Below are 19466 nucleotides of genomic sequence, written 5' to 3'. Positions count from 1 at the left end.
TTACTCTTTATCTTTGTTTGATTTTGATGAATTTGGTACTGGATCAAATCCACCTTCAGTTAAGGGTTGGCATTTTAGAATACGTTTGATACTTAACCAAGTACCTTTTGATGCCCCGTGGATTTCGATTGCTTCTAATGCATAATTTGAACATGACGGATAGAACCGGCATTTGGCTCCAAACCAAGGGCTGATGGCGGTTTGATAGAATCGGATCAACGCTTTAAGGATTGTTCGCATCGTAAGCTAATTTTTTTCCATAGTTTATTCAATTGTTTTTGCAAATATGCATTATCTGCGTCGCCAATGTTATCACGGGCAAGCACAACTATGTCTATATTGGGCAAATTATCTTGATTTAAACGGAAACTTTCACGAATGTTACGTTTGATTCTATTACGGCCAACGGCTGTTTTTTCTTTTTTCTTTGCTATGGTCAGGCCTAATCTTGGGTGATCAAGGTCATTATATTTAGCAAGCAATGTGAAATGGTCTGACACCGCTTTTACAGGTCGGTCAAAAACTGGGGAAAAATGCGAGGGAGTTAACAGACGTAACTCCCTTGGAAAAGTATTACTTTTCACTGTTATGCAGAAAGACTAGAGCGTCCCTTTGCACGACGACGAGCTAATACAGCTCGGCCGTTTTTAGTAGCCATGCGAGCACGGAAACCGTGTGTACGCTTGCGTTTTAAAACGGTAGGTTGAAATGTACGTTTCATAGTTAAAATCCATCCGATCGGTTAATGTTACTATCACTTTTCTAACTAACAAAACACGTTAATTAGAACCTTCGAACCCGCAGGTCGCGACCCCTGCAGGGCCCCAAAAAAGGACGCCGAATAATATAGATTGATCCTTTATTAGTCAACAAGATCCTGATAAAAAATAAGTTATTTACAGGTTATTAACAATTAACACTGGTTTAGGTGTTGTTTTGTTGATAACTTTGTCGTTAAGAGCACTATGTTTGAGTATAGCAAAAACATTTAGAACGCCTAGAAAATATCGTTTTTGAGGTGTAAAAACGGTTTATGTAAGCGCTGTTCTTTTATTGCCTTTTTTTATTAATATTATTGTCATTCTTGGTTGAGTTTGTGGATAAATATAAGGCATAATGTATGGTGATTCGAAACAAAAATAATTATAACCGTACATCAATTTAGGATTATCCGTGTATCAGTCTCTTTGGCAGAGCTGCCTGCAAATTTTAGAACAAGAATTATCGCAGCAGCAGTTTAATATGTGGATTCGTCCGTTGCAGATACAAAGCTCCGAACAACTCATAACTTTATATGCACCAAACCGATTTGTATTGGATTGGGTGCGTGATAAATATATGAATCGTATAACTGAGTTGTTATCGCAATTTAGTGACGGTCATAGCACACCGAGTTTAAATTTTGATGTGGGATCAAATGCCGCAGTAATAGCGCCTCAAGTTTCTCATGCGGCTGCGACAAGCAATGTTTCTCATGCGCCTCATCATTCAACACAGCAACAGCACCATAACAACCAACAACAAACGCGACCATCTGAGTCAAATATCAGAGCCAGTTATAAATCAAATATAAATGATAACTATACGTTTGATAGTTTTGTTGAGGGTAATAGTAACCAATTGGCTCGCGCAGCTGCGATGCAAGTAGCAGATAACCCAGGTGAAGCATATAACCCATTGTTTCTCTATGGCGGCACCGGTCTAGGTAAAACCCACTTATTGCATGCTGTCGGTAATGGCATCATGGCAAATAAGAAAGATGCTAAAGTTGTCTATATGCATTCAGAACGTTTCGTTCAAGACATGGTTAAAGCGTTACAAAACAATGCGATAGAAGAGTTTAAACGGTACTATCGAAGTCTAGATGCATTGTTGATCGATGACATACAATTTTTTGCTAAGAAAGACCGTTCCCAGGAAGAGTTTTTTCATACGTTTAATGCGTTACTTGAAGGGAACAAGCAGATCATATTGACGTCGGACCGCTACCCTAAAGAAATTGACGGTGTTGAAGACAGACTTAAAAGTCGTTTTGGTTGGGGTTTGAATGTTCCAATTGAACCGCCAGAGTTAGAAACTCGAGTGGCTATTTTGATGAAGAAAGCCCATCAAAGTAAGGTTAAATTGCCAGAAGAGGTTGCGTTTTTCATTGCTAAACGCCTTCGTTCTAATGTTCGTGAATTAGAAGGTGCGTTAAATCGCGTAATTGCGAACGCTAATTTTACAGGTAGACCAATCACCATTGATTTTGTCAAAGACGCGCTTCGCGATTTATTGGCATTACAGGACAAATTAGTCACAATAGATAACATTCAAAAAACAGTGGCCGAGTATTTTAAAATTCGGGTTGCTGATATATTGTCAAAACGCCGTAGTCGCTCTGTAGCAAGACCAAGACAGATAGCTATGTCGTTGGCTAAAGAATTGACCAATCACAGCTTACCTGAGATTGGAGACGCGTTTGGCGGACGAGATCATACAACAGTCCTCCATGCTTGTAGAAAAATCAAAGAATTAAAAGAAGAAAGTCACGAGATAAAAGAAGACGTTCAAAATTTAGTTAGAATTTTGTCTTCTTAGTGGGAATAAACTAATGCATATAATAATAAGTAAAGATTCATTATTAAAACCATTGACCTTGGTCTCGGGGGCGATTGAACGAAAACATACGTTACCGATCTTATCGAACGTATTAATCGAAACGTCGTTAGACTCGGTTAAGTTCACTGGTACTGATATGGAAGTTGAATTAGTCGCATCGACTGTACCAGACAATGTTATTCAAGCTGGGGCGATAACAGTTCCAGCTAAAAAGTTATTTGATATTTGTCGTTCATTACCAGACAACTCAGAAATCGAGTTTAAAGTTGAAGGGCACTCAGTCATCGTTAAGGCAGGTAAAAGTCGTTTTAGTCTATCGAGTTTGCCAGCGAGTGATTACCCAAATTTGGAAGAATGGGATAGTTCTGATGTTATTCAGATGACTCGTCATACCTTACGTGCACTAATCGAAAGCACCCATTTTTCAATGGCGAACCAAGACGTTCGTTATTATCTCAATGGTATGAGTTTTGAATTTGAACCTTCGTTAATTCGAACGGTATCGACCGATGGCCACCGTTTAGCTTTAGCACAACAAAGTGTTGAAGGCGGTGTACAAGAGCAGCGACAAGTGATTGTGCCTCGTAAAGCGGTACTTGAAATTATGCGTTTGTTAGAAGATGACGACGCCTCAATTCAGTTTGAAATTGGCACAAACCATATTCGGATCGTAGAAGAAGGTTTTATCTTCACGACCAAACTTGTTGATGGTCGTTTTCCGGATTACCGACGTGTGTTACCACAAGGTGGTGATAAGTCGATAATTGCCGACAAGCAGATGTTAAAAGATGTGTTCCAGCGCGTATCAATTTTGTCTAACGAGAAGTTTAGAGGCGTTAGATTAAACTTGGCTTCAGGTGAATTGTTAGTGTCTGCTAACAACCCAGAGCAAGAGCAGGCTGAAGAGTTGGCTTTGGTTGACTACACTGGAGACAGTTTAGAGATTGGTTTTAACGTCTCTTATATTATTGATGTGTTAAATAATATCAAAACAGACACAGTAAAAATTATGTTAGCGGATTCAAATAGTAGTGCGTTAATTGAAGGGTTAGATGACGCATCGAGTTTGTTTGTCGTTATGCCGATGAAACTATAGAATTCTTATGCTGGTAAAATCCGTAATTATTTCTAATTTTCGAAATATCGAATCTGCAAACTTAATTACGGATAAAACAGTTAACGTGTTTTATGGCAAAAATGGTGGCGGTAAAACCAGTGTATTAGAAGCGCTGTTTTATTTGGGGCGGGCCAAATCATTTCGCACTTCTAAACGTAAAACGTTAGTCAATAATGACAGTGAGCGTTTTGCTGTTAGTGCAGGCCTTGTTCAACATGGAAATGAACATCGCTTGGGGATTGGGTTAGAACTAGCAGGTGAGTCGTTAATAAAATTGGATGGTGAAGTTGTTTCTCGTTTGTCTGAAGCATCTTCTTTATTTCCGACTCAAGTGATCACACCAGAAAGCTTTGACGTTTTTTTTAGCTCCCCTAAAGCACGGCGTAGTTTTATTGATTTTGGTTTGTTCCACGTGGAACACGAATACCAAGCAAAATGGTCTGAGTATGCGAGAGTCCATAAGCAGACAAACGCGTTACTAAGAAAACCAAATGTTAATAAAACGGAGTTACTTTATTGGTATAAGTGCCTTATCGATTCTGCAGAGATAATCGAAAGTTTTAGAAAATCATTTTTCGACAAATACTTTTCTAAAGCTATTGAAAAACTGGTAAATGAATTACCTGACAGTGAAACAGCAATACTGATTAGAAATGTCGAACTTAAATATAAACCAAAGACATTCAGTAGGTCGGAAGAAAATTTTGAACAACTCATTTATGACCAAATCGAAAAAGATTTACGTTATAAACAGGTTGGGTTCGGACCAAATAGGGCGGATATCGTTTTTGTTAAAGATGGCGACGATGTCAGTAATCAGCTTTCTCGTGGTCAGGCAAAAATGTTGTTTTATCTTTTAGAGATAGCGATGGTAAAAATCATTCGTGATGTTACCAAAAAGAATATGTTGTTATTGGTAGATGATCTTCCATCGGAAGTGGATGAATTTACACGTAGCACCATGCTTCAAATGTTATTACATTCAGAAGCACAAATATTTGTAACAGGGATAGAAAATAAAATTGCAATGGAATTTAAAAATTACACAGAATCGGTCAACGTGTTCCACGTGGAACAAGGTACCGTTACACCCAAAAGTATGGAGCAGTTATGTCCGTAGAAAATGATTACGACTCGGCTAGTATCAAAGTTTTAAAAGGCTTAGACGCAGTAAGAAAACGTCCTGGCATGTACATCGGTGATACTGATGATGGTTCAGGTCTACACCACATGGTTTTCGAGATTTTAGATAACTCTATCGACGAAGCCTTAGCAGGACACTGTAGTGACATTAATGTGAAAATTCACCTTGATGGTTCAATTTCAGTTAAAGACAACGGCCGTGGTATCCCAGTCGAAATTCACCCAGAGGAAGGTGTTTCTGCTGCTGAAGTTATCATGACAGTACTTCACGCCGGTGGTAAGTTTGGTGGCGATGATTCAGGTTATAAAGTATCTGGTGGTCTTCATGGTGTTGGTGTTTCAGTTGTAAATGCACTGAGCGACAAGCTTATACTTACAATTCGACGAAATGGTAAGTTATACGAACAAGAGTATAGCTTAGGTGTTCCGGTTGCCCCACTTGCAGAAATAGGCGAGTCTACTGAAAATGGTACTGAGGTTCGTTTCTGGCCAAGTCCAAAAACGTTCTCTGACGTGACTTATCACTTTGATATTCTTGTCAAACGTATTCGTGAACTGTCGTTCCTGAATTCAGGTGTATCCATTCGTATTACCGATGAACGTGAAGAAGACAAAAGTGAACATTTCTTCTTCGAAGGTGGTATCAAAGCATTTGTTGAGTATTTAAATACCAATAAAACTTCGGTCAATGATGACGTGTTCTTTTTCTCTTTAGAAAAAGATGACGGTATTATTGTTGAAGTTGCTATGCAGTGGAATGATTCGTTCCAGGAACACATCTTATGCTTTACTAACAACATCCCTCAACGTGATGGTGGTACGCATTTAAGTGGCTTTAGAGCGGCATTAACGCGTACTCTTAATACCTACATGGGTGCTGAAGGTTTAAATAAACCACGTGGCAAAGGCAAAAATTCAATCGAAGTTTCTGCTTCTGGTGATGATGCACGTGAGGGTTTAACTGCGGTTATCTCTGTAAAAGTTCCTGATCCAAAATTCTCTTCTCAAACGAAAGACAAATTGGTGTCATCTGAAGTTAAATCTGCAGTTGAACAAGCAATGGGTGAGAAGTTACAAGAATACCTATTAGAAAACCCAAGCATAGCTAAAAACATCATTATGAAAATTATTGATGCGGCCAGAGCTCGTGAAGCTGCTCGTAAAGCACGTGAAATGACTCGTCGTAAAAGCGCTTTGGACATCGCAGGTCTTCCGGGGAAATTGGCCGATTGCCAAGAAAAAGATCCTGGTAAATCTGAACTATATATAGTGGAAGGAGACTCTGCTGGCGGATCAGCTAAGCAGGGGCGTAATCGTAAAAACCAAGCTATATTGCCACTTAAAGGTAAAATCTTAAACGTTGAAAAAGCCCGTTTTGACAAAATGATTTCTTCTCAAGAAGTTGGAACGCTTATTACTGCATTAGGTTGTGGTATCGGTCGAGATGAATACGACCCAGAGAAATTGCGTTACCACAACATCATCATCATGACCGATGCCGACGTTGACGGATCGCACATTCGTACTTTGTTACTGACATTTTTCTATCGTCAGATGCCAGAACTCGTAGAACGTGGATACATCTATATTGCTCAACCACCACTTTATAAAGTGAAAAAAGGTAAGCAAGAACGTTATATCAAAGATGACGAAGTCTTAATTGAGTACCTAACTACATTAGCAATTGATAACAGTACGCTACATGTAAATGAAGATGCACCTTCGATCAGTGGTACAGAGTTGCAAAAAATTATTACGCAATTCCATACAGCTGAATCGAGTGTTTCTAAATTGAAACTGAAAATCAATCCAAGAATACTTTCTGGTTTGATGTATCAACATGAAATTACTCGTGAACAGTTGGCAGTAGAAACTGAAGTAACCAATTGGACTGAATCGTTTGTTAAATACCTAAATGATAACGAATCTGAAGGTGTTCACTACACTGCTATGGCAACGCGTGACGAAGAAAGAAACTTGTTCCTTCCTCAAATTCGCGTACGTCAACATGGCGTAGACCGTGATTATGTGTTTACTCGTGATTTCTTAGAATCAAAAGAACTACGCAGCTTATTTACCATTTCAGACCTTAATCTGAATATGTTAGAAGCTGGAGCTTATGTTAGTCGTGGTGAAAAACGTTTCCCAATCACAAATATCGCGACTGCGGTTGAATGGTTAATGAAAGAATCAAAACGTGGCCTATACATACAACGTTATAAAGGATTGGGTGAAATGAACCCAAGCCAATTGTGGGAAACTACAATGGATCCTGAAGCGCGTCGTATGTTGCAAGTTACAATTGAAGACGCCATTGGTTGTGATCAACTGTTCACTACATTAATGGGTGATCACGTAGAACCTAGACGTAACTTCATTGAACAAAATGCACTGAAGGTTGCTAACTTAGACGTCTAATGAGACGTCAAGTTAACTATTATTTAAAAGCGCAAAATGGAATTGCGCTTTTCTTGTCTTAGACAAACTAAAAACTTGCGATAAATGGACGGTCAAGTTGACGAAAAAAGCTATGAGCAGCAAATACGATATAAATACATTCCAAGGTTTAATACTTGCACTACAAGATTATTGGGCCAAACAAGGGTGCGTCATCATTCAACCACTTGATATGCAAGTGGGTGCAGGAACGTTTCACCCTATGACCTTTCTTCGTTCATTAGGCCCAGAGCCTATGAGCAGTGCCTATGTGCAACCATGTCGTCGACCTACCGACGGTCGATATGGTGAAAACCCGAATCGTCTACAGCACTACTATCAATTTCAAGTTATGTTGAAGCCATCGCCAAAAAATATCCAAGAACTGTATTTAGGTTCGTTGGAAGAATTAGGCCTAGATACTTTGGTACATGATATTCGGTTTGTAGAAGATAACTGGGAATCGCCGACATTAGGCGCCTGGGGTTTGGGTTGGGAAGTGTGGCTTAACGGTATGGAAGTTACTCAGTTTACGTATTTCCAGCAAGTAGGCGGCATAGAATGTTCACCAGTTACCGGTGAAATCACTTATGGCCTAGAGCGTTTAGCGATGTACTTACAAGGTGTCGACAGCATTTATGATCTTGTTTGGACTGACGGACCTCTTGGTAAGGTAACGTATGGCGATGTATTCCATCAAAATGAAGTAGAGCAGTCTACCTACAATTTTGAACACGCTAACGTTGATACCTTATTTCATGAATTCGACCAAGCCGAAAAAGAAAGCGCTAAGCTAATTGAAGCTGGTTTACCACTACCTGCTTACGAACAGGTTATGAAAGCTTCCCATGCATTTAATATGTTAGACGCACGACACGCGATTTCAGTAACAGAAAGACAACGTTACATTTTACGTGTACGAACGTTAGCAAAAGCATGTGCTCAAGCCTATTATGATGCGCGCGAAGCACTCGGATTTCCTCTTTGCAATAACACTAATCCGGTAGCCAAATAAAGGTATTTAACGACAATGATAAAAGATAACTTATTAATCGAATTAGGTACGGAAGAGCTACCGCCTAAAGTACTAAAGAAATTAGCCCTTGGTTTTAAAGACGGACTAACATCGCAATTAGACGCAGCGAACTTAAGCTACGACAATATCGAATGGTTTGCCGCCCCGCGTCGTTTAGCGTTACGTGTTAATCAACTTGAATCGCAACAAGCCGACAAAGAAGTTGAAAAACGTGGACCTGCAGTGAGTGCGGCATTTGACGCAGACGGCAATGCAACTAAAGCAGCATTAGGTTGGGCACGTGGTTGTGGTATCGACATTGCTGAAGCCGGCAGACTCAAATCTGACAAAGGCGAATGGCTGCTACACAAAGCCACTATTTCAGGGCAACCGTTGGCATCATTAGTTGAAGGCTTTATAACAAAAGCATTAAAGCAGTTGCCAATTCCTAAACCTATGCGTTGGGGAAGTGGTCGAGAAGAGTTTATTCGTCCTGTTCATACACTAATCGCATTGTATGGCGATAAAGTTCTACCGGCAACGGTATTGGGTTTAACATCTTCAAACTTGTCACAGGGCCATAGGTTTCATCATAGAGGGCTTATTGAAGTTAGCAGTGCTGATGTTTATGAAGAAACGTTATTAACGGCAAATGTCGTAGTTGATTATGCAAAACGTCAGGCGATGATTGTTGAGCAAATGGCAAAAATTTCTAACGATAATAACGCACAACCTGTTCAAGACGCTGATCTTTTAGATGAAGTGACTTCTCTAGTCGAATGGCCTGTTGCATTGGTGGGGACGTTCGAAGAGCGTTTCTTAGATGTACCGCCAGAAGCGCTTATCTATACGATGAAAGATGACCAAAAATACTTCCCATTGTTAGATCAAAATGGCGAGCTATTACCTAAGTTTATCTTTATCTCAAACATTGAAAGTAAAGACCCTAAACAAGTCATTGAAGGTAACGAGAAAGTTGTTCGTCCTCGTTTAGCCGATGCTGAATTCTTTTACAATACTGACAAAAAATCGACTCTTGAGTCTCGTTTAGAAAGCTTAGACTCTGTACTATTTCAAAAACAACTTGGTACGCTTAAAGATAAATCTGAACGTATTTCAAAACTAGCAGGGCATATTGCAGGAAAAATTGCTGCTGACGAAGCACTTGCAGCTCGTGCTGGTTTACTGTCTAAAACAGATTTGATGACTGAAGTTGTTATGGAATTTACCGACATACAAGGTGTGATGGGTAAATACTATGCTCTAAATGACGGTGAAGACTTGGTAGTAGCTGATGCATTGTATCAACAATACATGCCGAGATTTGCTGGTGATGCGTTACCGACGTCGTTAGAAGCTTGTTCAGTTGCATTAGCGGATAAGTTTGACTCATTAGTGGGTATATTTGGTATTGGGCAGCATCCAAAAGGTGACAAAGACCCTTTTGCGTTACGTCGCGCAGCTATCGGTATCATTCGAATTCTTATTGAAAAAGAATTGGAACTTGATTTCAGCGAATTAGCTGAATTTGCCAAAGCGTTATTTGGTGACAAGCTGACAAACGAAGCCGTCGTATCTGATGTAAATGACTTTATGTTAGGGCGATTCCAAGCTTATTACCAAGAGCAAAACATTAAAGTTGAGGTAATTCGTGCGGTTGAAATTAAGCGCCCAACCTCTGCTTTAGACTTTGAACGACGTTTAAAAGCGGTTGTGAACTTTGCAAATCTAGAAGAAGCCGTCGCACTTGCTGCAGCAAGTAAACGAGTTAATAACATACTTAACAAGAACAGCAAAAATGAGTTTAGCGTTATTAATGATGCTTTATTGTCAGATGATGCTGAGAAAACATTAGTTGCTAATATTCGTGATATTCAATCTGACGTAGAGTTTGCATTTGAAAATGGCGATTATACTAATGGTCTGACTCAGTTGGCGACATTGCGTGATTCGATAGATAACTTTTTTGACAATGTAATGGTAATGGCCGAGGACGACGCGGTAAAAAATAACCGCTTAGCGATACTTGGTTTGTTACAATCGTTATTTATGTTCACAGCGGATATTTCTGTACTGTAAGCACAGCAACAAAACTAACGTTTTAATTAAAGCCAGTTTACGAACTGGCTTTTTTATTGCTTAATTGTAGTACTGACTTTAATAAAAAAATCATTGCCTTAATTTAGGAGTTATTATTTTGAATAAACTAGCTATTTTAGTTTCGATTTTACTATTAAGTTCTTCGATGCTCATTTCTTGTACTTCAAAACCAAAATTAACGGCAACCAATTGGTATTTGAAATCGGAATTTACCTGGTGGGAAGCACGTCCGGAATATATGTTGCGTTTAAATGAAGAAGCCGGGTTGCTAGAAGTTCAATTTACATTAAGGCCAGACGGGCAGGCCTACCACCTAAAGCTTGCTGACAAATCCTGGTCGGTTGGTAAAAATTGTGGCTCACCACAAAATAATACCAGTGCAATTGAAATAGATACTTGGTATCCAGTCTACTGCGATCCGCAAAGTGATCCGATAACACCGTTAAATGGTAGCTATCGATTCCATCCTAAAGATAATGCTATGTATAAATTAAAAGTTAGATTTTACAAAGGTTTACCGTCCGAAATGTTGGTTTCCAAACAATAAGCTAAAGATTTTAGTATCGTCTACTTTGACCAAAGTATCTGTCCATTAAACTGTTAGAAAGTCAAAAAGGTTAGCAATATACAACCTGATCACGACCATTTTCCTTTGCCTTATACAGCCTGTTGTCAGCTATTTTAAGCCCATCTTCAAATGTTCTATTAGATAAAGTCGCAATACCAAAACTGCAGGTAAAGTTTATGGTTTGTTTGTCACATACCGTTAAGCTCGCTTCTTTTAGGCTGGTTCTCAATTTTTCTGCGATGACAATCGCCTGTTCTTTATTTGTATTGGGAAGGCAGATCAAAAACTCTTCGCCACCATAGCGGCATAGCAAATCAGATTTACGTATTTTTTGGCCAAAAATATTCGCGCAGTGCTTTAGCGCGAGATCACCTACCTCGTGGCCATATGTATCATTGACCATTTTAAACTTGTCGATATCCGCCATAATAACGATAAATGTTTCGTTGCATTCTACGACTTTTTTAACATAGTTAGATTCAAGGAAACGTCTATTTGGCAAACGAGTTAGTGGGTCTGTGTTTGCGTCTTTCTTATAATTTAGTGTCATATTACTGGTTTCGTAATATTCACGAGTTCTGAAATATTCATTGATAAAACAAAGTATGCTTATACACAATAAAGCCATTAGGTAACGACTTTTTTCTATTGCCGAATAAATCGCAACAATGTCGAAACTATAGAGCAATAAGATGGCGAACAAAAACATTACGCCGGTAAAAATTGTACCTAACGTTAAGCCTAAAACGGAATAAGCGGCGAGTGGGAAAAACATTGTCCAATATAGGGCGGTATTCTCTTTTCCACCACTATATATGAGCATTAAGTCTAGTATGCAGGCGAATGTAATACAGATGAGGCCGGAAACTATTAGATTTTTAGTTTTGGCATAAAAAGCAATAGAAGATATTAATCCAATGTTGTTAATAATTAGAATGTTTAATAGTAAATCGGGGTAGGTCGACCAGTTTGTCGCGATCAAAACAGACAAAGCAGAAATCCCCAAAAACGCCATGGCGATTAGAGATGCTTCCCTTCTGCGAAATTCAATACTCTTTGAATTTCTATTATCAATTAGTTCAAACCACTCATTTTTGATGTGGGATATCGAACTTTTGTTATCCATCTTTTAGCCTAATTTTTTTATCACGAATTCAAATGGGTCAAGATCCGTATTTTGACTTACTAACTCATGGCCCATAAACCGACAAAATGATGGTATATCCCTTACAGTGGCGGGGTCATCTGCTAATACTAAAAGCGTTTCACCGGGTGTCATATTTCTAATATTCTTTCTAATTAGCATTACAGGTTCAGGGCACCGCAAACTTACTGCATCTAAAACATTATCTGTGCTGTGTTCTGCTTTATTATTCATTGTGATTCCATAGTACATTATGAGATCAATTCTAGATGGCGAAAAAAAAAGTGCAATAAATAATATCATTGCACCTTTAGTTTCTGTTATCTATAGGTTTTTTAAAGTGCGGTTATGCTAAACCGTTTCAAATAAGGTCGCGATTCCCTGACCAAATCCAATACACATTGTCGCTAAACCAACTTTACCTTTAGTGCGTTCTAAATTGTTGATTAGTGTTGTTGAAATTCTAGAGCCTGAACAACCTAGTGGATGCCCCAACGCTATGGCGCCACCGTTTAGGTTAACTTGTTCCATTTTATTTTCAATGCCTAAACCCTTCATTACGGACAGTGCTTGTGCAGCAAATGCCTCGTTAAGTTCAAAAACATCGACATCTTCAATAGACAAACCGGCGTGTTTTAGTGCTATTTTAGTCGCAGGAACCGGACCCCATCCCATAGTTGAAGGTTCGCAACCAGAAACACCCATACCTATCACTTTTGCTCTGATCTTAAGTCCCAGTTCATTGGCTTTCTCTTCACTCATGACTAACATCCCAGATGCGCCATTTGATAAAGCTGAAGAAGTTGCTGCTGTTACTGTTCCGTTTACAGGATTAAATACAGGGCGTAGGCCTGACACTGATTCTATGTTTGTTTCCGGTCTAATAACTTCGTCATAGTCACATAATGTTAGCGCACCTAACGCATCATGACCTTCGACAGGAATGATCTCATTATCAAAATGGCCGTTTATAGAAGCTTGATGTGCTAGTTGATGAGAACGAACACCAAACTCATCTTGCTGCTGTCTTGAAATGTCGTGTTTACGAGCCAGTGCTTCGGCAGTTAAACCCATTGAACCCGCAGCTTGCGCTGTTGTTAGATTTAGTCCTGGGTGAAAATCTAGGCCGTGTGTCATCGGTACGTGCGTCATATGTTCGACTCCCCCGATGATAAACATATCACCTTGGCCCGCCATTATTTTACAAGCGGCATCGTGTAATGCTTGCATTGACGAACCACATAAACGGTTAACCGTTACAGCAGGGACTGAAGTCGGTATTCCTGCCAATAGAGCAGCTTGTCGTGCGATGTTAAAACCTTGCTCTAGGGTTTGCATTACGCAACCCCAAATTACGTCATCAAGCTCTTCTGCGTTTACTGACGGGTTACGTTTTAACAACGCTGTCATTACCGCAGCTGATAAATCTTCCGCTCGAACGTTGTCGAACATACCGTTACGTGCTTTTGCCATCGGTGTACGTACGCAATCTACAATTACTACATTATTCATATCAATCGCTCCTATTTTGCGCCGTAAGTTGAGTAAAATGTTTGGTTAGACTTTGCCATTTCGCGAGTCTTGTCCGTTACTTGATAGATTTCACCTAGTGCCGCGTATTTGTCCGCTTCCGCGACAAATTCAGCTAACCCCATTGTATCAACAAAGCGGAAAATACCACCTCTGAATGGAGGGAAACCAACGCCGTAAAGTAATGCTAAATCTGCTTCAGCAGGAGAAGCAACAATACCTTCTTCTAAACAACGAATTGTTTCGTTAACCATAGGTATCATTAACCGGTTAATGACTTCTAACTTATCAAACTTTTGATTGCTAGGAGCTGCCGCTTTTAGTAATTCCATTGTTTCGGGATTAACGTCTTTTTTCGGTTTGCCGCGTTTATCTAATGTATGATCGTAAAAACCCTTACCATTTTTCTGACCATAACGGTTTTCTTTATATAAAGCCGTAACAGGGTCATTGTTTAACTTAGGCATACGGGTTGGGAAACCGTCGGACATAACGTCTGTGCAGTGGTCAGCGGTATCAATGCCAACAACATCTAACAACATTGCCGGACCCATTGGCCAACCAAATTCACGCTCCATTACCTTATCAACATCAACAAAATTGGCGCCGTCGTTTAGCAATAAACTAAAGCCAGCGAAATAAGGGAATAATACTCGGTTGACAAAAAAGCCTGGGCAATCGTTTACAACTATTGGGGTTTTACCCATTTTAGCTGCATACGCCACTGTCGATGCAATAGTTTCGTCAGAGGTTTTTTCACCGCGAATAATCTCTACCAATGGCATTCTAGGCACAGGATTGAAGAAGTGCATACCACAGAAATTTTCAGGGCGAGCTAAGCTTTTTGCCAATAAGTTAATCGAAATTGTCGATGTGTTAGATGTTAAAATGGTATCGCTACCAACATGAGTTTCGGTTTCCGCTAAAACAGCGCCTTTAACTTTTGGGTTTTCAACAACAGCTTCTATTACAAAGTCGACATCTGCTAACGATTCGTTATTTAGGGTTGGAATAATGTTATTTAACACGTTTGCCATTTTGGCACCCGTTGTATGTCCCCGTGATAATTTTTTATCTAGTATTTTTGTCGCTTCAGCAAGTCCTTGATCCAATGCGCCTTGATTAATGTCTTTCATGACAATCGGCGTACCTTTAGAAGCTGACTGATAAGCAATACCGCCGCCCATTATTCCAGCGCCTAACACTGCAGCTTTATTTAATGGTTTTGTTACACCTTTGGCTGCTTTTTTAGCGAGACCTTTAACGTATTGGTCATTCAAAAAATTGCCAATCATTGCGGTAGCGGCGTTTGTTTTTGCGAGTTTTGCAAAATATTTGTTTTCAACACGCATCGCATCGTCTCGATGCATACCGGCAGATTCATATACCGAATCTACAGCTGCAACTGGCGCAGGGTAGTGTTTACCGGCTTTCGCCATTACCATTGTTTTTGCAACTAATACGGCATTTTCGAGCTCAGTTGCATTAAATTTAATCGGGTCGAGTTTTTGCTGACGTTTAGCTTGCCAATCTAACTTTCCGGCAATTGCAGAATTTAGCATAGACAATGCTGCAGCATCGAGATTCTCACTGCTAGTCACGGCGTCAATGGCGCCCATTTTAAGCGCATCTTTTGGCGATTTCGGGCGAGCTGAGGTGATCCACTCAAGTGCATTGTCAGGGCCAATAATTCGAGGAAGTCGCACGGTACCGCCAAAGCCTGGAATTAAACCCAAATTATTTTCAGGTAAGCCAACTTGTGCTGTGGCATCTGCAATTCTCATGTCAGTTGCAAGGCACAATTCAAATCCGCCACCTAATGCAAAGCCTCGTATTGCTGTAACGGTTGGGACCTTAATGTCTTCAATGGCATCAAACATGTCTGAGCTTGCTTTTACCCAAGTAACGAGAGTTGCTTCATCATTCTTAAATGTTTCTAAAAACTCAGTAATGTCGGCACCTACAATAAATGCGTTTTTTGCTGTTTTAAATACAACACCTTTAATAGTGTCGTCCGCGTTGATAGCCTTAGCTGCGTCACGACATTCTTGAATGGTTTGTTGATCAAATTTATTAACCGATCCTGCAGCATCAAATACAAAGTGGCCTATGCCATTGTCATCTAATGTTACGGATAAAGTTTGGCCTTTAAATAGCATTATTAATCTCCTCAGCGAGTAAAGGTACGACCAGTTGGTGTAGTCCGAGTTTGGCCTTTGTCGGCAAAAAAAGCAACTATTTTAAAACGATCGTTTAAATGCATTGGGTTATTCTAGTTACAAATAATGGCTAACGTGGTTTACCCATTGCGTATTTTTAATTAGATTAGTGTTTTAATGGACGTTGACTCAGTGCTTAGGCGATAAAAACCTAACTACTTGCTAAACAAGTGATAATCAATCTAGCCATTCGTTTTTTTTAAATTAAACTAAGGATAGGCGATGCATTCATTTTTTCTTTATTTATCGCTTAATTTTTGGAAGTTCCGATGAAAAATTGTATTTCGCTTTGTACCTTTATACTAAGCAGCGCCTTATGCGCCCAGCCCATAACAGATGTAGAAAAAATGCGTGAAGCATATTTGGAGGCGGAACATGCAGCCCAATATGAAAACCCGAGCGTTTATCGACAACACGCAAAAAAAATAAAAAACTACCCACTTGCCCCTTATGCCGAGGCCCTTTTTCTTGAGCGTCATTTATCTTTTCAACTAAGACACCGAATAAACCGTTTTTTAAAAGTTAATAATGACGCGCCATTTACAAAAGTATTAAAACAAAAGTGGCTGTCATATTTAGCTAAAAACAAATACAAAACAATGTTTATAGAAAACTATCAGGATGTCGGTGATACAAAACTAGCATGTCTAAATCTAAGTTGGTTGTTAGAGAATGGCGAATCTGAAAAATCAATATTTTCAAAAGTAACCCCATATTGGTTGTCTGCTACGTCTCAACCCAAAGTATGTGATCCTTTGTTCGAAAGCTGGAAAACCGCCGGTTATTTAACATCTGAAGTGGCATTGGAGCGACTCATTTTAGCCGTTAAGGCTAAAAATTGGGGCCTGGTACCTTATTTGAAAAAACAACTTAATAAAGGTGATATCCATCTTGCTTCATTATGGGTTGACGTTGTTAAGCAGCCTTCTTCAATATTTGATGACAATTTTTTCTTTTTGTATAACAGCGCTGAACGAGATGTGTTTTTATACGGGGTCCGTCGATTAGTGTTTTCGCAACCTGAAAAAATCTCTGAAGTGTGGTTAGAAAAAGCCGCCAAATTTAATATATCTCCGAAACTACAGCAGCAACATATTCGACGACTTGCCATATCGTATGCTATATCGCAGCATAAAGACGGACTTGAGTTTCTTAATAGATTGCCTGACGAATCGGTGGATGAGTCCGTCAAGCAATGGCGTTTGGCGTCAACCATCGGCAACTTAGATTGGCAAGGCACGTTAAATACCATCACAAGTTTGCCTGAAAAAATGCAGAAAGATTTAGCCGTAGTTTACTGGAAAGCCCGTGCTTTAGAGGGGGTTGGTGACATTGAGAATGCTTTGGTCACTTATCATGAATTGGCCCAAAGTCGAAACTACTACGGTTTTTTAGCCGCTAATCGACTTGGTGAACCCACTCGATTGCGACACGAACCTTTGGTCGTTGACCAACAGGATGTTATTCGTTTTCAGCAACAACCCAATTTACGGCGTGCGTTTGAACTATTTAAATTAGGTCGTGGCAATGAGGCACGTAAAGAATGGAATGTCTTGTCTCGGGGGTTATCTGATAAAGACAAGCTTGTCGTAGCCAAAATGGCCCATGATTGGGGGTGGTATTCACGACCAATATTTACTTTGGCAGAGGTTGGGCATTTGAACGATGTCGAATTGAGATTTCCGCTTCCTTATAAATCACTCGTTTTTGATATGGCTAAGCAGAATAATGTGGAACCGGCCTTATTATTTGCCATAGCACGCCGGGAAAGTTCTTTTATGGCAGATGCGTATTCCTCAGCAGGGGCAGCTGGTCTAATGCAACTCAAGCCTAGTACCGCAAGCTATGTAGCTAAAACAAAGATCAATCGTAGCCAATTGTTTGACCCTGATAAAAACGTACAGCTAGGAAGTCATTATTGGTCCTATTTGATGGAACGTACCAATCAGAATCCGATACTAACTGCAGCCGCTTACAATGCCGGTTTACGTAAGGTCTCGAGCTGGTTACCAGAGAAGGAAATGCCGGCTGATGCGTGGATTGAAACTATCCCATATAAAGAAACTCGTAATTATGTCAAAGCGGTTGTTGCCTATAGCAAGGTCTACGAGAAGCTGTTGAGTCAAGATAACAGTACATTTGGTGAAATTACCGATATTCGTATCTTACCGGCCCTGTAATTCAACGCCTATTAACGCTATGGTTGTTTCGTATAACTGAATTTCAGGCTAAACTTGCGGGAAAAAAACGGAGCCCTCTATGTCTTTATCGAATCAACTAGCACAATCGTATCCTCAACATATCGAACGATTGCAAAAACTCACCGCTCAAGTGTTAAAAGCGGAGCGTTTAGACGCTTTGGTTTTTCATAGTGGTAAACCTATGCGTCAGTTTTTAGACGACATGGATTATCCGTTTAAACCTAATCCACAATTTAAAGCCTGGCTGCCTGTTGTCGATAATCCAAATTGTTGGTTGTTGGTTGACGGCGAAAGCAAACCGAAACTCATTTTTTATCGCCCTGTTGATTTTTGGCATAAAGTGCCTGACGAACCAACTGACTTTTGGGCCGAACATTTTGATATTCAATTATTAACAAGTCCTGCAGAAGTAGGGCAATTTTTACCATATGACCGCAGTAATATTGCCTATATGGGTGAACATGTTGATGTTGCGCAAGCGTTAAGTTTTGGTCATTTTAATCCAGTTCCGGTCACCAACTTTTTACATTATCACCGCGCGTATAAATCAGATTATGAAAAACTATGTTTAAGAGAAGCCAATAGACGCGCAGTTACTGCACACGTTGCGGCTAAAGATGCGTTTTATGCGGGTGAATCTGAATATGGAATTCAGTTAGCGTATTTAAACGCCTGCCAACATACAGAAAACGAAACGCCTTACGGCAACATTGTCGCGTTAAATGAAAACGCAGCGATATTACATTACACTCATTTCCTTCGTGAAAAACCTGTTGACCCTCGTAGCTTCTTAATTGACGCTGGTGCTTCATTCCATGGTTACGCTGCTGACATCACACGTACTTATGCGTTTAAGCAAAATGAATTTGCCGAGTTAATTGGTTCTGTTGATAACATCGCAACGACCATGGTCGATGGCTTAAAGCCTGGTGCTTCTTATGTCGACTTGCATATTCAGTCGCATGCCATGATTGCCGAAACCTTATCGCAGTTTAATATTATTAAAGTGACCCCGGAGCAGGCTGTAGAGTCGGAATTAACGCGAACCTTTTTCCCACATGGGTTGGGGCACAATTTAGGCTTACAAGTTCATGACGTAGGCGGGTTTATGGCCGATAGTCGTGGAACAACAATTGCGTCACCTAAATCACATCCATTTTTAAGGACGACCCGAGGTATTGAATCTGATATGGTGTTCACCATTGAACCGGGTCTCTATTTTATCGACAGTCTATTAAGTGACTTAAAAGGCACAGATAAAGAAAAAATGGTGAATTGGGACAAGGTCGAATCGTTTAAACCGTTTGGTGGAATACGGATCGAAGATAATATTATTGTGCATCGCGAGCGTAATGAAAATATGACTCGAGATCTAAATCTTAATTAGTAACT

16 protein-coding genes are annotated in these 19466 nt (G+C 39.9%); 9 read left to right on the top strand and 7 right to left on the bottom strand.

What is annotated here, in order from left to right; translation table 11 throughout:
* From yidD to rpmH, 3 genes are read right to left on the bottom strand one after another with little or no spacing between them, the layout of a single operon-like run.
* Complete coding sequence (gene yidD, locus Q4575_RS05895) at window positions 1-240, bottom strand: membrane protein insertion efficiency factor YidD (RefSeq protein WP_215964549.1); 240 nt, start codon at window positions 238-240, stop codon at window positions 1-3.
* Window positions 216-584, bottom strand: a complete 369-nt coding sequence (gene rnpA / locus Q4575_RS05890; protein ID WP_215964550.1) for a ribonuclease P protein component — start codon at window positions 582-584, stop codon at window positions 216-218. Before rnpA ends, yidD begins: the two co-directional genes overlap by 25 nt.
* A gap of 2 nt (window positions 585-586) precedes the next feature.
* Window positions 587-721: a 50S ribosomal protein L34 gene (gene rpmH / locus Q4575_RS05885; protein ID WP_215964551.1), complete on the bottom strand. Its 135-nt coding sequence runs from the start codon at window positions 719-721 to the stop codon at window positions 587-589.
* A 452-nt stretch (window positions 722-1173) separates the two neighbouring features.
* Between rpmH and dnaA the strand changes: the two genes are divergently transcribed.
* The 7 genes from dnaA to Q4575_RS05850 all read left to right on the top strand — a co-directional run bounded on the left by dnaA (window position 1174) and on the right by Q4575_RS05850 (window position 10959).
* Window positions 1174-2580 carry a chromosomal replication initiator protein DnaA gene (gene dnaA, locus Q4575_RS05880; protein ID WP_303521693.1) on the top strand — a complete coding sequence of 469 codons (1407 nt, stop codon included), beginning with the start codon at window positions 1174-1176 and terminating at the stop codon, window positions 2578-2580.
* A gap of 13 nt (window positions 2581-2593) precedes the next feature.
* Window positions 2594-3697 carry a DNA polymerase III subunit beta gene (gene dnaN, locus Q4575_RS05875; RefSeq protein WP_215964553.1) on the top strand — a complete coding sequence of 368 codons (1104 nt, stop codon included), beginning with the start codon at window positions 2594-2596 and terminating at the stop codon, window positions 3695-3697.
* Between the two features lie 7 nt (window positions 3698-3704).
* Window positions 3705-4838 (top strand): DNA replication/repair protein RecF, encoded by a 1134-nt coding sequence (locus Q4575_RS05870; protein ID WP_303521692.1) that lies wholly within the window; start codon window positions 3705-3707, stop codon window positions 4836-4838.
* Complete coding sequence (gyrB, locus tag Q4575_RS05865) at window positions 4829-7279, top strand: DNA topoisomerase (ATP-hydrolyzing) subunit B (RefSeq protein ID WP_303521691.1); 2451 nt, start codon at window positions 4829-4831, stop codon at window positions 7277-7279. Before Q4575_RS05870 ends, gyrB begins: the two co-directional genes overlap by 10 nt.
* A gap of 112 nt (window positions 7280-7391) precedes the next feature.
* Window positions 7392-8312 (top strand): glycine--tRNA ligase subunit alpha, encoded by a 921-nt coding sequence (gene glyQ / locus Q4575_RS05860; protein WP_215964556.1) that lies wholly within the window; start codon window positions 7392-7394, stop codon window positions 8310-8312.
* A gap of 15 nt (window positions 8313-8327) precedes the next feature.
* The gene (gene glyS, locus Q4575_RS05855) at window positions 8328-10391 is read left to right on the top strand and encodes a glycine--tRNA ligase subunit beta (protein ID WP_303521689.1); all 2064 of its coding nucleotides are present in this window, start codon (window positions 8328-8330) and stop codon (window positions 10389-10391) included.
* Window positions 10392-10509: 118 nt separating this feature from the next.
* The gene (locus Q4575_RS05850) at window positions 10510-10959 is read left to right on the top strand and encodes a hypothetical protein (RefSeq protein WP_303521688.1); all 450 of its coding nucleotides are present in this window, start codon (window positions 10510-10512) and stop codon (window positions 10957-10959) included.
* 70 nt (window positions 10960-11029) lie between these two features.
* On the opposite strand, the gene Q4575_RS05845 is transcribed toward Q4575_RS05850, so the two are convergent.
* From Q4575_RS05845 to fadB, 4 genes are all read right to left on the bottom strand, one after another.
* The gene (locus tag Q4575_RS05845; RefSeq protein ID WP_303521687.1) at window positions 11030-12106 is read right to left on the bottom strand and encodes a GGDEF domain-containing protein; all 1077 of its coding nucleotides are present in this window, start codon (window positions 12104-12106) and stop codon (window positions 11030-11032) included.
* Window positions 12107-12109: 3 nt separating this feature from the next.
* Window positions 12110-12358 carry a sulfurtransferase TusA gene (tusA, locus tag Q4575_RS05840; protein ID WP_215964560.1) on the bottom strand — a complete coding sequence of 83 codons (249 nt, stop codon included), beginning with the start codon at window positions 12356-12358 and terminating at the stop codon, window positions 12110-12112.
* 117 nt (window positions 12359-12475) lie between these two features.
* Window positions 12476-13636, bottom strand: coding sequence for an acetyl-CoA C-acyltransferase FadA (fadA, locus tag Q4575_RS05835; RefSeq protein ID WP_303521686.1), 1161 nt, complete (start codon window positions 13634-13636; stop codon window positions 12476-12478).
* Window positions 13637-13647: 11 nt separating this feature from the next.
* Entirely contained in the window at window positions 13648-15813 is a 2166-nt protein-coding gene (fadB, locus tag Q4575_RS05830; protein WP_303521685.1) for a fatty acid oxidation complex subunit alpha FadB, read from the bottom strand.
* Between the two features lie 329 nt (window positions 15814-16142).
* Here fadB and Q4575_RS05825 point away from each other — a divergent pair, with 329 nt between their 5' ends.
* Both Q4575_RS05825 and pepQ read left to right on the top strand, forming a co-directional pair.
* On the top strand, window positions 16143-18053 hold the full coding sequence (locus Q4575_RS05825) for a lytic transglycosylase domain-containing protein (protein WP_303521684.1): 1911 nt from the start codon (window positions 16143-16145) through the stop codon (window positions 18051-18053).
* Between the two features lie 79 nt (window positions 18054-18132).
* Window positions 18133-19461 carry a Xaa-Pro dipeptidase gene (pepQ, locus tag Q4575_RS05820; protein ID WP_215964564.1) on the top strand — a complete coding sequence of 443 codons (1329 nt, stop codon included), beginning with the start codon at window positions 18133-18135 and terminating at the stop codon, window positions 19459-19461.
* Window positions 19462-19466: the final 5 nt, after the last annotated feature.

The sequence above is a fragment of the Psychrosphaera sp. 1_MG-2023 genome (assembly GCF_030548245.1).
Taxonomy (GTDB): Bacteria; Pseudomonadota; Gammaproteobacteria; order Enterobacterales; family Alteromonadaceae; genus Psychrosphaera; species Psychrosphaera algicola.
The sequence above is the reverse complement of the archived record's forward strand: the minus strand, read 5'-3'. Positions and strand labels throughout refer to the sequence as shown.

Bases quoted from the DNA above. Each gene is read 5' to 3' on its own strand.
- yidD (WP_215964549.1), bottom strand. From the start codon at position 240: ATGCGAACAATCCTTAAAGCGTTGATCCGATTCTATCAAACCGCCATC.
- rpmH (WP_215964551.1), bottom strand. From the start codon at position 721: ATGAAACGTACATTTCAACCTACCGTTTTAAAACGCAAGCGTACACAC.
- dnaN (WP_215964553.1), top strand. From the start codon at position 2,594: ATGCATATAATAATAAGTAAAGATTCATTATTAAAACCATTGACCTTG.
- Q4575_RS05870 (WP_303521692.1), top strand. From the start codon at position 3,705: ATGCTGGTAAAATCCGTAATTATTTCTAATTTTCGAAATATCGAATCT.
- gyrB (WP_303521691.1), top strand. From the start codon at position 4,829: ATGTCCGTAGAAAATGATTACGACTCGGCTAGTATCAAAGTTTTAAAA.
- glyQ (WP_215964556.1), top strand. From the start codon at position 7,392: ATGAGCAGCAAATACGATATAAATACATTCCAAGGTTTAATACTTGCA.
- glyS (WP_303521689.1), top strand. From the start codon at position 8,328: ATGATAAAAGATAACTTATTAATCGAATTAGGTACGGAAGAGCTACCG.
- Q4575_RS05845 (WP_303521687.1), bottom strand. From the start codon at position 12,106: ATGGATAACAAAAGTTCGATATCCCACATCAAAAATGAGTGGTTTGAA.
- tusA (WP_215964560.1), bottom strand. From the start codon at position 12,358: ATGAATAATAAAGCAGAACACAGCACAGATAATGTTTTAGATGCAGTA.
- fadA (WP_303521686.1), bottom strand. From the start codon at position 13,636: ATGAATAATGTAGTAATTGTAGATTGCGTACGTACACCGATGGCAAAA.
- fadB (WP_303521685.1), bottom strand. From the start codon at position 15,813: ATGCTATTTAAAGGCCAAACTTTATCCGTAACATTAGATGACAATGGC.
- Q4575_RS05825 (WP_303521684.1), top strand. From the start codon at position 16,143: ATGAAAAATTGTATTTCGCTTTGTACCTTTATACTAAGCAGCGCCTTA.
- pepQ (WP_215964564.1), top strand. From the start codon at position 18,133: ATGTCTTTATCGAATCAACTAGCACAATCGTATCCTCAACATATCGAA.